We start from the raw sequence: 17,025 nt of genomic DNA, 5'->3' as shown, positions 1-17,025 counted from the left end.
GGGCTATTTAATTTTTGAAGCCAGCAAATAGATAACCGCCATTCGGATAGCGACACCATTTTCGACTTGATTCAGAATTACAGATTGTTGTGAATCGGCTACATCTGAAGTGATTTCAACACCGCGATTAATCGGTCCCGGGTGCATGATTATAATTTCTTTATTTAAGGAATCCAGTAAGGCTTTATCGACACCATATTGCTGTGCATACTCACGTGTAGACGGGAAATAATTCACATCCATTCGTTCGTTCTGAACGCGTAACATATTTGCTACATCACACCATTCCAATGCTTTGCGTAGGTTTGGTTCAACTTTTACACCAAGACTTTCAATATACTTCGGAATTAGCGTATTGGGTCCGCATACCTTAACTTCGGCACCTTGCATTTGCAGGGCGAAAATATTCGACAACGCCACTCGGGAGTGCAAAATATCCCCTACGATTACGATTTTCTTTCCGGCTACTTCACCTAATTTTTCACGAATGGAAAAACTATCCAGTAAGGCTTGTGTCGGATGTTCGTGTGCACCGTCGCCGGCATTTACAATACTGGCGTTTACATTTTGCGACAGAAAATGTGCTGCACCCGGATTACTGTGCCGCATAACCACCATATCGACTTTCATCGAAAGGATATTGTTTACCGTATCGATTAAGGTCTCCCCTTTTTTTACAGACGATTGTGCTGCGGAAAAACTGATTACATCGGCCGATAAACGTTTCTGCGCCAATTCGAACGACAATTTTGTTCGTGTACTGTTTTCGAAGAAAATATTCGCAATAGTTACATCGCGTAACGAAGGTACTTTTTTAATCGGACGGTTAATTACTTCTTTAAAATGATCTGCCGTTTCAAAAATCAGATCGATATCGTTTTTATTGATGTATTTTATTCCAAGTAAATGATTGACACTTAACTCTTTCATTGTTGTATTGTTGCTTAATTAGTTGTTGTTTTAGACACTAAAAGGACTTCATCGGCTCCTTCATTCTGTTTCCAGTTTACGATCACCCTTTCGTTGTTAATAGCATCCACCTGTCGTCCGCGGTAATCCGGTTGGATTGGTAAATGACGGCTAAAACGACGGTCGATCAATACCAGTAACTCAATTTCCGATGGTCGCCCAAACGATTGAATCGCGGTTAAAGCCGATCGGATACTACGTCCCGTATATAAAACGTCGTCGATAAAAACCACTTTTTTGTCTTCCACCAGGAAATCAATCTGGGTTTTATTGGCTTCCAGCGGTTTTTCATTCCGACGGAAATCATCTCTGAAAAATGTGATATCCAAAAATCCGAGTGCTACGTCTTTTACCTGATATTCATCCTCTAAAAGTTGTTTGATTCGTTCTGCTAAATACTTCCCTCTGGGTTGAATCCCGATAAGAATAGTGTTTGTAAAATCAAGATGTTTCTCGATTAACTGACAGGCCAAACGGTGCAGAATGATATTGACTTCTTTCGAAGTGAGCAATATTTTTTGACTCATAATGAAGTGTTGTGTTTGGAGGGTAAAAGTACAATAAATTTGTGTAAACTGCGAAATGCTTTTCCTAAAAAACAAATTTTAAGAGAAGGGATACTGCTTTGTAACGGAACCTTAAAAAAGTATAAAATCGGTCTGTTTCCCGGAAAAATATAACTATATTTGAATATGACAGCCGCATTACCCAATCTAAAAAACTACCTGCAATCCAAAGCCGGGATAACAGAAGAACAATTCGAAGCGCTGACCCAAAATCTAAAAACTGCTACAATTGAAAAAGGAGCGATACTACTCAAACAGGGCGAAATTTGTCACCATTCTTTTTTTGTAGAACAGGGTTTGCTCCGCTCCTATACTATTGATGATTCCGGAAAAGAACACATCATTCAGTTTGCCACCGAAAGCTGGATTATCAGCGACCGGAGTAGTATCTTTTTTAATGAACCGTCCGATTTTTTTATCGATGCGGTCGAGCCGACCATTTTTGTTTATCTGGACCAGCCATTTATCCACCGGGCGTCCGAAATGAGTACCGCATTCCGTATTTTTAACGAAAAGGCACTGCAAAATCATATCCGGCATTTACAAAAACGAATTAACCTGTTACTTGCCGCTACTGCCGAACAACGGTATCTTGACTTTATAAAGCTATATCCGGATGTAACCCTACGCGTTCCGCAATGGATGATCGCTTCGTATCTGGGCATTACGCCCGAAAGTTTAAGTCGTGTACGGAAAGAACTCGCCAAACGCAATTTCAAACCCTATTGATTGCATTTCTTATCCTACATCAATGCCTGAAAAATGTTCCGGTAGTAATTTTGTACTATAACTTTTAAAAAGGAACAATCATGGCAACAAAAAATATTGAAATCGTAGTTGCACCCAGAACCCCGCATTTTGTAGGCGACGGTTTTCGTGTGCACAATTTTATTCCAAGTGGCTATCATTTGGATATGGAACGTATGAGTCCGTTTATTATGATGGACTATAATTCCAAATACCACTTTGCCCCTTCCGAAATCCCAAGAGGTGTTGGCGTGCATCCGCACCGTGGCTTTGAAACGGTTACCATCGCCTATAAAGGAAAAGTAGCCCACCACGACAGTTCGGGAAACAGCGGTGTGATTGGTGAAGGCGATGTACAATGGATGACGGCTGCTTCGGGTGTATTACACAAAGAATACCACGAAAAAGAATTTAGCAAAACCGGCGGTGAATTCCAGATGGTACAATTATGGGTAAACCTTCCGGCCAAAGACAAAATGTCCCAACCGAAATACCAGGGTATCACCAATGATCAGATTGAAAAATACATTTTACCGGACAATGCCGGATTAGTTGAAGTCATCGCTGGAGAATACCAAAATGTAAAAGGCGCTGCGTCTACATTTACACCGGTACACCTGCAAAATGCAAAATTGAACAAAGGCGGAAAAGCCGTATTTTCATTTCCAGCGGACTATAATACCGCTTTGTTAGTAATTCAAGGTAGTATCAAAGTAAACGGGACAGAAGAAATCCCAACCGATCATTTTGTACTATTTGAAAACCAAGGGGAAGATTTTTCGATAGAAGCCTTGGAAAATGACACGATTGTATTAATTTTAAGCGGAGCCCCGATTAACGAACCAATTGCCGCACATGGGCCGTTTGTTATGAACACCCGCGAGGAAATTATTCAGGCTTTTGAAGACGTTAATATGGGTCGTTTCGGTTATCTTGAAGACTAAAAAACAAAAAACAACATAAAACATGTCTAATATTCAATTGATCATAGAAGAGCGCGCTGCCAATATTGGTAACTTTATGGTAGGGCGCCTCTTACCCTTTCGCGAAAAACGAACGGTTGGTCCTTTTGCTTTTATCGACCATATGGGTCCGGCGTATTTAAAAGAGTATCAAAACCTTGATGTGGCGCCGCATCCGCATATTGGCTTATCGACTTTAACCTATTTGTTTGAAGGTAGTATTATGCACAAAGACAGTCTGGGTACGGAAATTGAAATTCAACCGGGTGCTGTAAACTGGATGACTGCCGGAAAGGGAATTGTACATTCAGAAAGAACACCGCAGTATTTGCGAACATCGGATAAAGTACTACACGGATTACAAATTTGGGTCGCTTTGCCAAAAGAACTGGAACAAATGGAACCGTCATTTGTACATGTCGACAAAGAAGATTTGCCGCATTGGGAAGAAAACGGACTTTCTTTTAAACTGATAGCCGGAGAAGCTTTTGGTCGCAAATCAGGCGTACCGGTTTACAGTCCGTTGTATTTTATAGAAATTAAAAGTACATCGGCACAAAAAGTAAGCATCGGAAACGATTTATATGGCGAAAGCGCCCTATATATACTCGAAGGCAGCATTAAAAGTGACGGAAACACCTTTGATCCGAAACAAATCCTGATCGCAAAAGACAGTACGCTTTGCGAATTTGAAATGGGCGAAAACACCACCGTTTATATTTTTGGAGGTGAAGCCTTTCCTGAAGAACGTTTTATTTTCTGGAATTTTGTAGCTTCCGACAAAGCCCTGATCGAAGCCGCCAAAGAACGTTGGGAAAAACAGGAATTCCCGAAAGTTCCGGGAGAAACCGAGTTTGTACCATTACCGTCACCACCTAAATTTTAAGCCTATGGAAAGCATCACGGCACAAATTGGAAAAGATCGTTATACCACGACAATAATGGCCCGGAAGCACCATCTTATTTCGGACGAACCGGAAGAAATGGGTGGACAGGATCTCGGATTCGCGCCACAGGAATTATTTGCAGCAGCTCTTGCCAGTTGTACCATTATTACGCTTCGAATGTATGCCGATCGCAAAGGTTGGGATGTCGAATCAATAGCTATCGACGTTACTTTCGATCGTGATGCGGCTGCGAACGTAACCCGATTGGAACGCAAAATTGAGTTTACCGGAAATCTGGACCAAACTCAGAAAGAACGTTTAAAAGTGATTGCCAACAGTTGCCCGATACACAAAACATTGACCAATCCTATAGAAATTACAACAACCGTACAGTAAATACAATTATGATCATAGAACAAACCAACGACGACAAAAAAGGCTTTTTTAAAGCCATTTCCGACGGAAAAGAAGCCGGATTAATGACGTATAGCTGGGCCGGAGCAGACAAAATTATCATCGACCATACCGAAGTAAATCCGGATTTTAAAGGACAGAATGTAGGGAAAAACATGGTGATGGAAGCCGTAGCTTTTGCCCGAAACAAACATATTAAAATCATGCCGCTATGTCCGTTTGCCAAAAGCGTTTTTGATAAAAATCAGGACATTCACGATGTGTTATTTTAAATAAAACACCTCTGTAAAATTAAAAACTCCCGCATTTAGCGGGAGTTTTTGTTGTTTACATCACCCTTATAATAAACAATCCACTATTTAACGATAAGCTTGGCTGTAAACAATTTTCGGGAATGAATTTTCAGGATATAAACACCGGTTGGCAAATCCTGAGTGATCAATGAATATTTATTGTTATTGACGTTTTTCGTCGCATACATTAATTTTCCTTCGGTATTAAAAACCTCGATCAGATCGATCGGATAATCCGATTGTACAATCGTCTGATTTGTATTATTCGTTGGATTTGGATACACTTTTAGTCCGTTGTCAATTTTAAATTTATCACCGCCTAAAGTGCTGTCAACCACTTCAAACGAAACACGGTTGGACACTTCGTTATACGAATCGTTGGTAAACATTACCAGAAAGTAATTTCCGGTTTCTGTAGGTAAAGCCGTTCCGGTTAACGCGAGGGTTCCTTCCGCCTGACCGTTAAAGTAGGTATAACTCAACAACGGATCGATATTTGGATTTTCTCCTTCGTGATAAATTCCCAACCAGTCTTTTACAATCCCTGGTGCATCGGTCCAGGAAGCTACAATTTGTTCTCCTAAATCGTAAACCGGTTTGTTAATCCATAATTCGGTTACCAGATTTCCAACTTTAAAGAAAGCTTTATTTCCAATGGCATTATAACCATCCTGTAAAAAATATTCGGCATAATAATATCCGGTTGGTAAATTGGTAAAGGTCTTTGCTCCGGAAGCCGTTGTCACATATTGATAAGCTGTAGCCGTAACTTGCCCCGGAATATGTCCCATTTTATAAATTCCGATCCAGTCATTTGCCAATTGCGGTCCGTTAGCAAACGTAACGGTAACCGGCATTCCTACAGCATATTCTTCCTGATCGGTCGTAACCGTTGGGACCGGTCCGACATAAAAATACTGACGTGGTGCGATTTCAGTATAGCCTCCATTCGAAAAAATAGCCGCATAATAACGTCCTTTATTCGGTAAACCATTCGTAAAAGTGATAACTCCATTTGGATTTCCATTGGTATACTGCCAGGTTTGCGATGGCGAAGATGACCCCGGCGTCTGACTGTCTTTATATAATCCGATCCATGTTGACGTACTAGCCGGAGCATCGGTATAATTCACTTTAATTACACTATTTTGTGCATAGGTTGTCGCATCGGTAACAATAGCGGTATTTACAACATTACTACCGGTAACCGTAAATGTTTTTACATCACTCCACGGTGACCATTCCAAATTGCGATCACGGTACCGTAGCTTCAGATAATATTGTCCGTTTGGAATCGAATTGGCACCTAATGTCATTTTAGTAATATCAACCCCTAAATTGCGATCAACGGTAGAATCCCTTTTGGTTTGGTACATTCCGTATAAATTTTCAAAATCGCGGTACACTTCTTTTGTGATGATATTAAAATCGGCGGTTTTTGAAATCTGAAACTGTGTGGTATTCAATAACTCACCCGAAGTTGTCGTATAAGCGCTTCCATTTAACGTTAAAGGTAAGGTTACACTTCCGGTAAACGTATTCTCGATACTCGGTTTTTCGGGAGCCGGTTTGTTTTTATAGCGGTGGAATTCGTCCATAAGCTGGTTGTTTTTCCAACCGTCCACACTTCCGATCGAATAACTTTCCACATTCATTTTACCATTGACCACATCGATATCCACAATTTGATAAATCCAGTTACAAATGGTCTTCTGTACGTCTTCAAAATCCTCTTCGGAAGACATTCCCCAATACTGATCCCAGGCCGTTCCTCCGGATATAATATTATAAGCCGGCGAATTTTTTAACTGACCACGGTGGTATAAATGATGGTGCGCCCCGATATGCATAATATATTTGGACGAAGTGGTTAAAAACGGCACCGCAGTATTGCGTACCCAGGTCGAAATATCCCCTACGTATTGTTCTGCCTGGTACGGACGGTGACTTAACGAAAAAATCCAGTCCACCGTAGGATCGGTATTTGCAGCAGCAACAACCTGTTGTAACCAATTCATCTGAGCGGCTCCGGTATGCTCCGAACTCATACTGATAAACAATACGTTTCCAGCTTGTTGCGCATAATAATTTTCTGTTCCGGATGAAATTCCTTTATAAGATAACTCACTGATATAGAAATGATCATAATACGATTGCATTCCCAGAGTACCATAAGTTTCGTGATTTCCAACGGTAGTCTGAATCGGAATATTACCCGACAAACCGCGATTCTTTTTAAAGTGAACATGCTCATAATGATCCAATGTTCCCACATCCACCTGATCGCCCACCATAAATGTCATCGCGATATTATCTTCCGGTGATAGGTTAGCACCCCATTTTTCACGTACTTTACGCTTTGCAGCCGAAACCAGTGAATCATAACGCGGTACGGCTTTTAGCTGATTATCGCCCATAATCAGGAAACGGATATGGCCGTCAGGTGTAGCAGCTTGTCCCGGATTAGGAAGCGTTTTAAACGAATACACGTCCGAAACGGAAGTACCGGTTTTAATTTTGTAATAATACTTGGTGTTGGGCGCTAAGTTGATCAACTTAACATTGTGGTAGAAATAATTTCCGGGATAGCCGGAATCGGTAAAAATGTTGGTGTTTCCGGTAACGGTAACATTCAGATCGTTTGCAGCCGTTCCATATTCCACAATCGATTCCGTATTACTTTCGGTTTTCCAGGTCACATAAACCGAGGTGGGCGTGACGTTCTGTAAATACGGATACAGCGTTTGCGCCCCGGCGGTCAGGCTGACCACCAGGAGCAGTAACAAGTACATTTTTTTCATAAATAGTGTGTTTCGTTAGACGCTGCAAAAATATCTTTCGGACTCCCGATTACCTTTAAAGCAACGTTACCCTTTCACGCTATTCTTTTACTTTTTAGTTAAAAATGTTAATTTATTGTAGTTATTTTGCTTTATAATATAAAAAGCCATCTTTACGGGCATAACAAAAGAATTTCCCTTCATTATCGACCAATCCGAAAAGCAATAATCCTTTTTCTTTTTGATAATTTCGATCGTAAAAACCAACTTTATATGGAAAAATGGGTTGTATTATATTGGCCTCTTTAAAATCAGCAGCCAATACAAAACCATACAATCCCTCTTTTTTAAGACTCACAAAATCGTCCTGATGTCCCGAAAAACGAGTCGGATTCCATTCTATTGCATCATATACAGCCGGTAATACAATACCATCAAAAGGAGTTATCACCCCATATTTTCCGTTTTCCTTAAAACGCCAGTTTTTACTATACACGTTACTATCACTTTTGGTAGCAAAATAAGATCGGACCAACCCATAAGGATCCAAGTCCTCATAACGCATTGGAATAATCTCTTTTTCATTTTGATCAATAAGTCCGTATTTTATATTTTCCGTGCCTTTTTCTTTTTTTCCGACAACAAACAGCAACTGTTCTTCTCTGGACACCGAATACCGTATCGGATTAATGGTATCATAACTGGCCGGAATTAAACGCTCAGGACTAAGTACGATTCCGTATTGATCACCACTTTTAAAACGAATGATGTTTTTCTGTGTGACTCTTTTTTCATCCGTATCCTGAATGGTAGTACCATAAGGAAAACTTTCAAAAGTATACGTTTGTCCTTCTGCAACCGGTGGCATTGGAAATTCTGTTCCAGGCTTTACTTCATTTTTCCCTCCGATTTGCTCATTCAGGAACAGCTTTCCGTCTTTTATTTCGAACGTTTGAATTATATATTTCTTAACCGCTTTCGGTTTACTCCTTTCAAAGCTATCGCCATCGCCGGGCACTTTTACTCCAGCACCATAAGCCGGTGGCGGTGGTACCGCTTCGGTCGTATAATTGGGTTTATTAGTCCCTCTTCCAAGGCCACTACCACTCTCCGGATCTGCTATAACTTCAGTTGTTCCATATTCACTTTCGAACTGTTCTTTAATTCCCTTTCGATATTCGGAAGTTGCTTGTTGCAGGAGAAATTTTCCATCTATATTGATCACTTGCATCGGCACGGGATTATCCGATTTATCTTTTGAAGCGGTTAAAGCAATAGATTTACCGGGAATCGTTAAACCTCTGTCCAGTTTGATTTTAGCATAATCTTTTAAAAGCCATTCTGAAATTTTTTGCTTATCACAATCATACACAAGCAAGCTAAACTGATCGTCAAAATTAGTCGTCGCCATTAAAGCGTAACGGGCTCTTTTAGCGTTGGCAGCACTAACGCCCGTGGTATCAACAGGAAGAATTTTTTTAAAATTGGCCGGATAAATATTCTCCCCTTTTAGGTTAAATAAAGCATAGCCTTCCCGGCTTCGTTTTTTAAAATCGTTGTATTCTTTTTCATTTTTAAACGTACTCGTCGAACGACTAACGCTATTCTTTTTTAAAACAGCGATGATAAACTTATTGGGTTCCACGCCAAATTCGTCATATTCCGGGCCGGAAACCAAGACTTTACCATTATATGCCAGTCCGTTTGCTTCTTTATTTTTAAAGGCAAAATACCCTTTTGGCATCTTACGGTTATAATTTATTTGATCATATTTATTTTTATTGACCAGCTTACCATTGTAATCCGATAATCCATAAACATTTCCAACGCGAAATGGAATAGTAACTTCCTGACTAAAAGCCTGTACCGAAAAAAGTAAACCGAGTCCGACTTGTAAAAATAACCTCATAGTAATTTTGATTGCTTTTCAAATATAGTATTTATTGACAACCCAAAAACCATGCCCTTTCGGTTCAACACAAATTTCAGAAAAATGGTTAAAAAACGACATAAAAAAAGCTGCTTTAAAAAGCAGCCTGTTTCTATTTTTCAAGATTATTAAACCTGACAGGTTTTTAAAACCTGTCAGGTTTGCTAACGGTTATACCGTATACATTTTTTGTCTTAATTCTTTAATTTTCGGATCATCCAGATAATCATCGAAAGTCATATAACGATCGATTACTCCATTTGGTGTGATCTCTAACACACGGTTTGCAACGGTTTGCGCAAATTCGTGGTCATGCGTGGTAAACAACACCGAACCTTTAAAGTTTTTCAACGAGTTGTTAAAAGCCGTAATCGATTCCAAATCCAGGTGATTTGTTGGTTCGTCCAACATCAACACGTTAGCACGCAACATCATCATTCGGGAAAGCATACAACGTACTTTTTCACCTCCGGACAAAACACGACCCGTTTTCAACGCTTCCTCACCCGAGAAAATCATTTTTCCTAAGAAACCACGAACATAAACTTCGTCTCTTTCCGGTTCAGTTTTGGCCCACTGACGCAACCAATCCACCAACGTAAGATCGTTTTCAAAGAAACTGTGATTATCGGCCGGTAAATACGATTGAGAAGTCGTAATCCCCCATTCTACTACTCCGGAATCCGGTGTCATATTTCCGTTTAAAATCTCATAAAAAGCTGTTGTAGCACGGGAATCTTTTGAGAAAACCACGATTTTATCTCCTTTTGCCATATTTAAGTCCACATTCTTAAACAAGGATTCTCCTTCGATAGATGCGCTTAAATTTTGTACGTTTAGGATTTGATCCCCAGCTTCACGCTCCTGATCGAAAATGATCGCCGGATAACGACGACTTGACGGTTTGATTTCATCCAAATTTAATTTATCGATCATTTTTTTACGGGAAGTTGCCTGTTTTGACTTCGCAACGTTCGCGCTAAAACGACGGATAAACTCTTCTAATTCGGCTTTTTTCTCTTCGGCCTTCTTATTTTGCTGTGCTCTTTGTTTGGCTGCTAACTGACTCGATTCGTACCAGAATGTATAGTTACCGGAATAATGATTGATTTTTCCAAAGTCAATATCCGACACGTGTGTACAAACCGCATCCAAAAAGTGACGGTCGTGCGATACCACCAATACTGTATTGTCATAATTTGCCAGGAAATGCTCCAACCATCCGATGGTTTCAAAATCCAGGTCATTGGTAGGCTCATCCATGATCAGAACGTCAGGACTTCCGAATAAAGCCTGCGCCAAAAGGACACGAACTTTTAATTTGGCGTCCATTTCGCCCATTAGCGTATAGTGGTGTTCTTCCGAAATACCTAAATTCGACAACATGGCAGCCGCATCTGAATCGGCATTCCATCCGTTCATTTCCTCAAACTGCACCTGAAGCTCACCAATTCTTTCGGCGTTTTCATCTTTATAATCCAGGTACAATTCGTCCATTTCCTTTTTAACGGCAAATAACGTCTTATTACCCATCATAACCGTTTCAAGGACAGTATGCTCATCAAACATATTGTGGTTCTGGTTTAAAACCGACATCCTTTTCCCCGGCTCCAGTATTACGCGTCCGGATGTAGGATCGATCTCTCCTGCCAATATCTTTAAAAAAGTTGATTTTCCTGCTCCGTTAGCCCCGATGATCCCGTAACAGTTACCTTGCGTAAAGGTTACATTTACTTCGTCGAACAAAATTCGTTTACCAAACTGAACGGATAAATTTGAAACTGTTAACATTTGAAATTGATTTTTATAAAATTGTTGCAAAAGTAGAAAAAATAGTGCAGTTTTGAACTATCTAATTTAGAATCTGTAAAGCTTTATTTTAACTGTACCTTAACAGCCTGTTCTATAATATAGAAATACTTTTGTTTAGAGATAAAATTGTTTGAATGTTTGCCCATATAAAAAACGTACTCCTCCCGCTATCTACAGTGCTGATTTGCTCCCTTACTTCCTGTAACAAGAAGTTTGAAAGCGATAATTATACAGCCTATTTTGGAGGAGAAATAATCAATCCTCTTAGTCGTTATGTCCTTTTATGTAAAGATAATAAGGTACTTGACACGCTTATCTTAGACGAAAAAAACCGTTTTTTTAAGAAATTTGATTCTTTAACGCCGGGTATGTATACGTTTCGTCATGATCCGGAATACCAATATATCTATTTTGACAAAAACGACAGTCTGATGGTTCGTATTAATACGGGCGATTTTGACAATTCGATTGTTTTTTGCGGACGTGGCGATCAAAAAAACAACTTCCTGATGGAAATGTATCTGAAAAACGAATCGGATAAAAATAATATGTTTGATCTTTTTGACAGAAATTACGATCAATTCTCAAAAAGTATTGATTCCATTTATGCCCGTAAAAAAGCCTTTTATCTTCGTAAAAAAACAGAAATTAACTGGGATGACAAATTCGATCTGTATGCCAAAGCGAGTTTAGACTTTAACCATTTGGCAAAAAAAGAAATTTATCCGTTTGCACACGAACGCCGTACCGGTGAAGTTGTAAGCACCAAATTACCTAAAGATTATTACAACTTCCGTAAGGAAATTGACTTTAATAACGCCCAGCTCACCAATTATTCGCCTTTTGTACGCTATCTGACTGCCATGTTAAACAATGTAGCCTATTCGGAAGCCGATAATACCTTTAATCTGGAAGAAACGGCTATTGAAAACAACATCAAAAAACTGAATATTGCCGATACCTTGTTTAAAAACGAGAAGATTAAAAATAGCGTACTAAACAATATTGCTTTTATGTACCTGTTGGAAGATCAGAATATGCACAACAAAAAGAAATTTTTTGACCGCTATTCACAATTATCGACCGACAACAGTGGGCATAATGAAATCAAGAAAATTGGTGATGCCATCCAAATGCTGACGGAAGGAAAAAAATTGCCTGATGCGGATTTGATCAACGAAAAAGGCGAAAAAATCGACCTGAATTCGATAACCGATGGTAAACAGACGGTACTGTTTTTCTGGACATCCAATGCCAAAGCCCATATGGTAACCGTACACAAAAAGGTAAACGAATTAAAAAAGAAACATCCAAACCTGCATTTTGTTTCGATCAATGTGGATGATTCCGAACAGGAATGGAAACAAATACTATCGCAATATGCCTTTGAAAACACTACGGAATTGCATTCGGCAAATTTCGAAGCTTTAAAAGACCATTGGGTGATTACGAAAATACAACGGACGATCCTACTCCAGCCAAATGGTATGATCAAAAATGCTTTTATCAGTCTTTTTGATTCCGATTTTGAAAAGAACCTTAAATAAACAAACTAAACATAAAAAAGGCGGTTTCAAATACTGAAACCGCCTTTTTGCTTTTATAGTATAAGGAATATTATTTATTTCCTTTCTCGTAGTCTGCTAAAAACTGCGCTAAACCGATATCGGTAAGCGGGTGTTTTAACAATCCTAAGATTGACGACAATGGTCCTGTCATAACATCAGCTCCGATCTTCGCACAATTTACCACGTGCATCGTATGACGAACAGAAGCAGCCAGGATTTGTGTTTCGTACGCATAGTTATCATAGATCAAACGGATTTCGTCAATCAGATTTAAACCATCTGTCGAAACATCGTCCAAACGACCTAAGAAAGGCGAAACATATGTTGCTCCTGCTTTGGCCGCCAATAAAGCCTGACCAGCAGAGAATACCAAAGTTACGTTTGTTTTAATACCGCGATCTGAAAAATATTTACACGCTTTGATTCCTTCTTTGGTCATTGGGATTTTCACTACAATCTGTTCGTGTAGTTCCGCCAATTCTTCGCCTTCCCGAACCATTCCTTCGTAATCGGTAGCAATTACTTCCGCACTTACGTCACCGTCTACAATGTTACAAATGTCTACATAGTGTTTTAAAATATTGTCTTTTCCGGTGATTCCCTCTTTGGCCATTAGCGACGGATTAGTTGTTACACCATCCAATACTCCCAAAGCTTGCGCTTCTTTAATTTGCTCTAAATTAGCCGTGTCAATAAAAAATTTCATCTTAAATATATTTAATGATAGTTGTGTTAAAATTCGGATTACAAAATTACAACTTATAATGGTTCATTAATAACTTTTCGTATACTTTATCCGGAAGTACCCGTTTTAAAACGATCGAAAACTTTTGCATAAAAGCACCCACCTTATAATGGATCTTCGGATTTGGATTTTGAAGAATCGCATATACCGCCGCAGCCATTTGCCCGGGATCGCTACCGCTATCGACATGATCATTCATCATACTTAACGTATTCCCATACGGAATTTCATAAGCCGATCCTTTAATCAACGGCGCATGATAACGTCCCGAAGCGATATTGGTGGCAAAATCGCCCGGTGCTACATTGGTGATATGAACTCCAAAAGCTTTTACTTCCATACGAAGCGCTTCTGTGATCAATTCCAATGCGCCTTTTGAGGCCGAATACACACTTCTGTACGGCAATCCCATATAACCGGCAATAGACGTCACATTAATGATCAATCCTGATTGCTGCTTGCGCATCGAGGGTAAAACAGCCTTCATCACTTCGATCGGACCAAAAAGATTGGTTTCAAAATTATTGCGGATTTCATCGCCCGGAATTTCTTCCAACGGACCGGTAATTCCCACTCCCGCGTTGTTGATCAACACGTCTAATCGTCCTTCTTTGGCTACGATGGTATCGACAGCCATACGAATGGTATCAGCATGGCGCACATCCATAGCCAGTAACGGAAAAAGCGTTTGCTGTATCTTTTCGGGGTTTCTACTGGTTCCGTAAACGGTATATCCTTTTTGAAATAATAATTCGCCTATGGCTTTTCCGATGCCCGACGAGCCTCCGGTAATTAAAACCACTTTTCCCATAGTATCCGGTTCAAAATTTGAGTTGCTAAAATAAGGAAGAAAAACGTTACAAAAGTCCTAAAACAAAAAAATCTCCCAAAAGGAGATCAAAGAAAAAATGGCAAGCGACCTACATCGCACCGCTACAACCACATACCTTTGCTGTGTTCCCACCCTGGAGGAGTCTGCAGGAGCTGGTCGTGTAGGACTTGCCGGTGCAAATATACAATCTTTTTATATTTTTGCAAGGCAATTGCGAGATATAAAATACAATTGTATATTGTGGTATCCAATTTTAATAACCATGAAAAAGTATAATGCATTCGCATTCATTTTATTAAGCTCTTTTTTCTTTTCGTGTGACAACGGAAAAAAAAATGAAGAAAATTTATTTAGCCTCGATACAACCGACTTAAAAGAGGTATACCAGCCCAATGAAAGCCTGCAATTGGGTATAAAAAATGCCGAAAACAAGCCTGTCGACTCTATTGTTTTTTATATCAACAACAAAATTGCAGGCCGTGTTAAAGGAAGTGAAAAATTCGCTTTTGCTTTAAAAGAACAAAAACTGGGGTATCAGAATATTAAAGCCTTGGTTTATTCGGAAGGAAATGCCAATGAAGTAACCGGCCGTATTGAAGTAGTATCGGATGTACAACCCAAGCTTTTAAGTTATAAAATCCTAAACACCTACCCGCATGACATCAAAGCCTATACACAGGGATTGGAATTTTACCGTGACACTTTAATTGAAAGTACCGGAAACGGTGCCGGAAACGGAACCGGATTACGCGGTATTTCCAGTTTACGCAAAACCGATTATAAAACCGGAAAAGTATATAAGATTGTCGAATTACCTCAAAATGTATTTGCAGAAGGTACAACCGTATTAAACAATACGGTATATCAACTTACGTATCAGAATAACGAAGCCTACGTTTATAATGCCGACACCTTTAAAAAAGAAAAAACCTTCCCTTATTTTAAACAAATGGAAGGATGGGGATTATCGAACGACGGTAAAAACCTTTTAATGTCGGACGGCACCGAAAAAATCTGGTTTGTAAATCCGGCAGACTTTAAGGAAGTGGACTATATTAATGTGTATACGGCCGGTTCTAAAATTAAAGCGGTAAACGAAATGGAATGGATTGACGGTAAAATTTACGCCAATATCTATACCAAAGATGCCATTGCGATTATTGATCCGAAAAATGGTGCGGTAGAAGCTATTGTAAATCTTAGCGATCTTAAATCGAAAGTAACGGCACATCCGGATCTTGACGTTTTAAACGGAATCGCTTACAATCCAAAAACCAAAACCATTTTTGTGACCGGTAAAAACTGGGATAAAATGTTTGAAATTAAAATCGAAAACTAACTGTTTGTAGCTATCCTATAAATCAAAATATGACCCACGAGGAAATCAACAAGGAAGTAACGGAGCGCTTAAAGCAAATTTACGCTCCTTATTTCGATTCAGAATACCTTGATCAAAACCTTGAAGTGCCACGAATCTATACCGATAATGTCCAAAAATTAGACGTTGGCGATTTATATAGTCTTTCAAGAGCATTATCCAACACCATATCATGGACAGAAATGTTTGACGATGAATTTTTGGAACGACGGAATACCAATCAACGCACCAAAAATGATACCATTTTTCTGGTCATTGGCGAATGGGGATCACACCATGAGTTCCTACTATGCTGTGATAAATCGTCTGAAGATTTTGCTAAAATATTCGACTTCAATGATGCTCATCCATGGTGTGGGCATCATAATGAAGTGGAATGGGCTGACTTTAGAGAATTCCTCAAAGAGGATTTTAAAATTGACTTAGAATAACCGAACAGGCTTGCTTTATCCGGATAGCCTTACTCCTATCTAAGGATCAACTGAAATTTTCACCTAAAAATCTGTCCGGATAAAGGACAAAAAAGGAATATACCAAAATGGAACGACTTACAAATGATGCTATGGCCGTAATGCGCGCGGCTGAAATTGAAGTCGAAAGCTTTGATTTAAAAGACGGAGAAAAAATCCTGGCCTATTTCGCCCAGTTTCCATCAATTGGCGGATTTCCGTATAAAATAATTATCGTTGAAAATCCAAACGGAACCATCCGTTCGGCATTCCGACTATGGGACACCGAATACAACTATTCCCAATGGCCCAGCGGGATTTACAATCTGGATCGGCTTAGAATCGTAACGGGCGAAAAAATCCTTCCCGAAGCCGATACGATACTATTAAAAGAGCAATTATCCAAATTGGAATCAATCGCATTACCCGAAAGTATACGGAATGAAAATGGAATCATTTTAGACGGTTCCGACTGGAAATTTGGGTTCCGTTTGCCCCATAAAAATGTAGATTATACCTGGAGAGCGGCAACAGACGCCATAGAACTGTTTGTTCCGATAATCGAACTTATTCGAAAACAGTACCAACTCCGATAAACAAAAAACGGCTATCTTACATCCAAAATGGAAAAGCCGTTTTAATTGCGTTCTTGCATTACCACTATTTTTATCTTTCACTTTTTGTTGCGATATA

16 protein-coding genes and 1 other RNA gene are annotated in these 17,025 nt (G+C 39.5%); 9 read left to right on the top strand and 8 right to left on the bottom strand.

Annotated elements, in window-relative coordinates:
- Window positions 1-3: 3 nt before the first annotated feature.
- A complete protein-coding gene (locus tag ABFU83_RS05940) occupies window positions 4-930 on the bottom strand; it encodes an aspartate carbamoyltransferase catalytic subunit (RefSeq protein WP_136401610.1) in 927 nt (308 codons plus the stop codon).
- A gap of 14 nt (window positions 931-944) precedes the next feature.
- On the bottom strand, window positions 945-1,496 hold the full coding sequence (gene pyrR / locus ABFU83_RS05935; RefSeq protein WP_347069581.1) for a bifunctional pyr operon transcriptional regulator/uracil phosphoribosyltransferase PyrR: 552 nt from the start codon (window positions 1,494-1,496) through the stop codon (window positions 945-947).
- A 165-nt stretch (window positions 1,497-1,661) separates the two neighbouring features.
- Between pyrR and ABFU83_RS05930 the strand changes: the two genes are divergently transcribed.
- From ABFU83_RS05930 to ABFU83_RS05910, 5 genes are all read left to right on the top strand, one after another.
- A complete protein-coding gene (locus ABFU83_RS05930) occupies window positions 1,662-2,264 on the top strand; it encodes a Crp/Fnr family transcriptional regulator (protein ID WP_347069580.1) in 603 nt (200 codons plus the stop codon).
- An 80-nt stretch (window positions 2,265-2,344) separates the two neighbouring features.
- On the top strand, window positions 2,345-3,226 hold the full coding sequence (locus ABFU83_RS05925) for a pirin family protein (protein WP_347069579.1): 882 nt from the start codon (window positions 2,345-2,347) through the stop codon (window positions 3,224-3,226).
- Between the two features lie 22 nt (window positions 3,227-3,248).
- Window positions 3,249-4,130, top strand: coding sequence for a pirin family protein (locus tag ABFU83_RS05920; protein ID WP_347069578.1), 882 nt, complete (start codon window positions 3,249-3,251; stop codon window positions 4,128-4,130).
- Window positions 4,131-4,134: 4 nt separating this feature from the next.
- Entirely contained in the window at window positions 4,135-4,527 is a 393-nt protein-coding gene (locus ABFU83_RS05915) for an OsmC family protein (protein ID WP_347069577.1), read from the top strand.
- 8 nt (window positions 4,528-4,535) lie between these two features.
- Window positions 4,536-4,817, top strand: coding sequence for a GNAT family N-acetyltransferase (locus tag ABFU83_RS05910; RefSeq protein WP_347069576.1), 282 nt, complete (start codon window positions 4,536-4,538; stop codon window positions 4,815-4,817).
- Window positions 4,818-4,900: 83 nt separating this feature from the next.
- Here the strand turns inward: ABFU83_RS05910 and ABFU83_RS05905 are convergent, their stop codons facing one another.
- From ABFU83_RS05905 to ABFU83_RS05895, 3 genes are all read right to left on the bottom strand, one after another.
- Window positions 4,901-7,639 carry a fibronectin type III domain-containing protein gene (locus ABFU83_RS05905; RefSeq protein ID WP_347069575.1) on the bottom strand — a complete coding sequence of 913 codons (2,739 nt, stop codon included), beginning with the start codon at window positions 7,637-7,639 and terminating at the stop codon, window positions 4,901-4,903.
- Between the two features lie 121 nt (window positions 7,640-7,760).
- On the bottom strand, window positions 7,761-9,527 hold the full coding sequence (locus tag ABFU83_RS05900; protein WP_347069574.1) for a hypothetical protein: 1,767 nt from the start codon (window positions 9,525-9,527) through the stop codon (window positions 7,761-7,763).
- A 192-nt stretch (window positions 9,528-9,719) separates the two neighbouring features.
- Window positions 9,720-11,339, bottom strand: coding sequence for an ATP-binding cassette domain-containing protein (locus ABFU83_RS05895; RefSeq protein WP_347069573.1), 1,620 nt, complete (start codon window positions 11,337-11,339; stop codon window positions 9,720-9,722).
- Between the two features lie 155 nt (window positions 11,340-11,494).
- Between ABFU83_RS05895 and ABFU83_RS05890 the strand changes: the two genes are divergently transcribed.
- Window positions 11,495-12,907, top strand: coding sequence for a thioredoxin-like domain-containing protein (locus ABFU83_RS05890; RefSeq protein WP_347069572.1), 1,413 nt, complete (start codon window positions 11,495-11,497; stop codon window positions 12,905-12,907).
- A gap of 70 nt (window positions 12,908-12,977) precedes the next feature.
- Here ABFU83_RS05890 and fsa read toward each other — a convergent pair whose 3' ends face one another.
- The 3 genes from fsa to ffs all read right to left on the bottom strand — a co-directional run bounded on the left by fsa (window position 12,978) and on the right by ffs (window position 14,678).
- Complete coding sequence (gene fsa, locus ABFU83_RS05885; RefSeq protein WP_136401624.1) at window positions 12,978-13,634, bottom strand: fructose-6-phosphate aldolase; 657 nt, start codon at window positions 13,632-13,634, stop codon at window positions 12,978-12,980.
- Window positions 13,635-13,680: 46 nt separating this feature from the next.
- Complete coding sequence (locus ABFU83_RS05880; protein ID WP_347069571.1) at window positions 13,681-14,484, bottom strand: SDR family oxidoreductase; 804 nt, start codon at window positions 14,482-14,484, stop codon at window positions 13,681-13,683.
- A 95-nt stretch (window positions 14,485-14,579) separates the two neighbouring features.
- An RNA gene (gene ffs / locus ABFU83_RS05875) (signal recognition particle sRNA small type) lies at window positions 14,580-14,678 on the bottom strand.
- A gap of 89 nt (window positions 14,679-14,767) precedes the next feature.
- On the opposite strand from ffs, the gene ABFU83_RS05870 reads away from it, so the two are divergent.
- From ABFU83_RS05870 to ABFU83_RS05860, 3 genes are all read left to right on the top strand, one after another.
- Window positions 14,768-15,844 carry a glutaminyl-peptide cyclotransferase gene (locus ABFU83_RS05870; protein WP_347069570.1) on the top strand — a complete coding sequence of 359 codons (1,077 nt, stop codon included), beginning with the start codon at window positions 14,768-14,770 and terminating at the stop codon, window positions 15,842-15,844.
- A gap of 29 nt (window positions 15,845-15,873) precedes the next feature.
- Window positions 15,874-16,314: a hypothetical protein gene (locus tag ABFU83_RS05865; RefSeq protein WP_347069568.1), complete on the top strand. Its 441-nt coding sequence runs from the start codon at window positions 15,874-15,876 to the stop codon at window positions 16,312-16,314.
- Window positions 16,315-16,421: 107 nt separating this feature from the next.
- The gene (locus tag ABFU83_RS05860; protein WP_347069567.1) at window positions 16,422-16,928 is read left to right on the top strand and encodes a hypothetical protein; all 507 of its coding nucleotides are present in this window, start codon (window positions 16,422-16,424) and stop codon (window positions 16,926-16,928) included.
- Window positions 16,929-17,025 lie beyond the last annotated feature (97 nt).

The organism is Flavobacterium sp. WV_118_3, from assembly GCF_039778605.1.
Classification (GTDB): Bacteria; Bacteroidota; Bacteroidia; order Flavobacteriales; family Flavobacteriaceae; genus Flavobacterium.
Note: the sequence above shows the minus strand (reverse complement) of the source record. Positions and strands in the feature narration are given on the sequence as shown.

What these genes read in the sequence shown, in the direction of transcription:
- ABFU83_RS05940 (WP_136401610.1), bottom strand. Translation starts at nt 930, where the DNA reads ATGAAAGAGTTAAGTGTCAATCATTTACTTGGAATAAAATACATCAAT.
- pyrR (WP_347069581.1), bottom strand. Translation starts at nt 1,496, where the DNA reads ATGAGTCAAAAAATATTGCTCACTTCGAAAGAAGTCAATATCATTCTG.
- ABFU83_RS05930 (WP_347069580.1), top strand. Translation starts at nt 1,662, where the DNA reads ATGACAGCCGCATTACCCAATCTAAAAAACTACCTGCAATCCAAAGCC.
- ABFU83_RS05925 (WP_347069579.1), top strand. Translation starts at nt 2,345, where the DNA reads ATGGCAACAAAAAATATTGAAATCGTAGTTGCACCCAGAACCCCGCAT.
- ABFU83_RS05920 (WP_347069578.1), top strand. Translation starts at nt 3,249, where the DNA reads ATGTCTAATATTCAATTGATCATAGAAGAGCGCGCTGCCAATATTGGT.
- ABFU83_RS05915 (WP_347069577.1), top strand. Translation starts at nt 4,135, where the DNA reads ATGGAAAGCATCACGGCACAAATTGGAAAAGATCGTTATACCACGACA.
- ABFU83_RS05910 (WP_347069576.1), top strand. Translation starts at nt 4,536, where the DNA reads ATGATCATAGAACAAACCAACGACGACAAAAAAGGCTTTTTTAAAGCC.
- ABFU83_RS05905 (WP_347069575.1), bottom strand. Translation starts at nt 7,639, where the DNA reads ATGAAAAAAATGTACTTGTTACTGCTCCTGGTGGTCAGCCTGACCGCC.
- ABFU83_RS05900 (WP_347069574.1), bottom strand. Translation starts at nt 9,527, where the DNA reads ATGAGGTTATTTTTACAAGTCGGACTCGGTTTACTTTTTTCGGTACAG.
- ABFU83_RS05895 (WP_347069573.1), bottom strand. Translation starts at nt 11,339, where the DNA reads ATGTTAACAGTTTCAAATTTATCCGTTCAGTTTGGTAAACGAATTTTG.
- ABFU83_RS05890 (WP_347069572.1), top strand. Translation starts at nt 11,495, where the DNA reads ATGTTTGCCCATATAAAAAACGTACTCCTCCCGCTATCTACAGTGCTG.
- fsa (WP_136401624.1), bottom strand. Translation starts at nt 13,634, where the DNA reads ATGAAATTTTTTATTGACACGGCTAATTTAGAGCAAATTAAAGAAGCG.
- ABFU83_RS05880 (WP_347069571.1), bottom strand. Translation starts at nt 14,484, where the DNA reads ATGGGAAAAGTGGTTTTAATTACCGGAGGCTCGTCGGGCATCGGAAAA.
- ABFU83_RS05870 (WP_347069570.1), top strand. Translation starts at nt 14,768, where the DNA reads ATGAAAAAGTATAATGCATTCGCATTCATTTTATTAAGCTCTTTTTTC.
- ABFU83_RS05865 (WP_347069568.1), top strand. Translation starts at nt 15,874, where the DNA reads ATGACCCACGAGGAAATCAACAAGGAAGTAACGGAGCGCTTAAAGCAA.
- ABFU83_RS05860 (WP_347069567.1), top strand. Translation starts at nt 16,422, where the DNA reads ATGGAACGACTTACAAATGATGCTATGGCCGTAATGCGCGCGGCTGAA.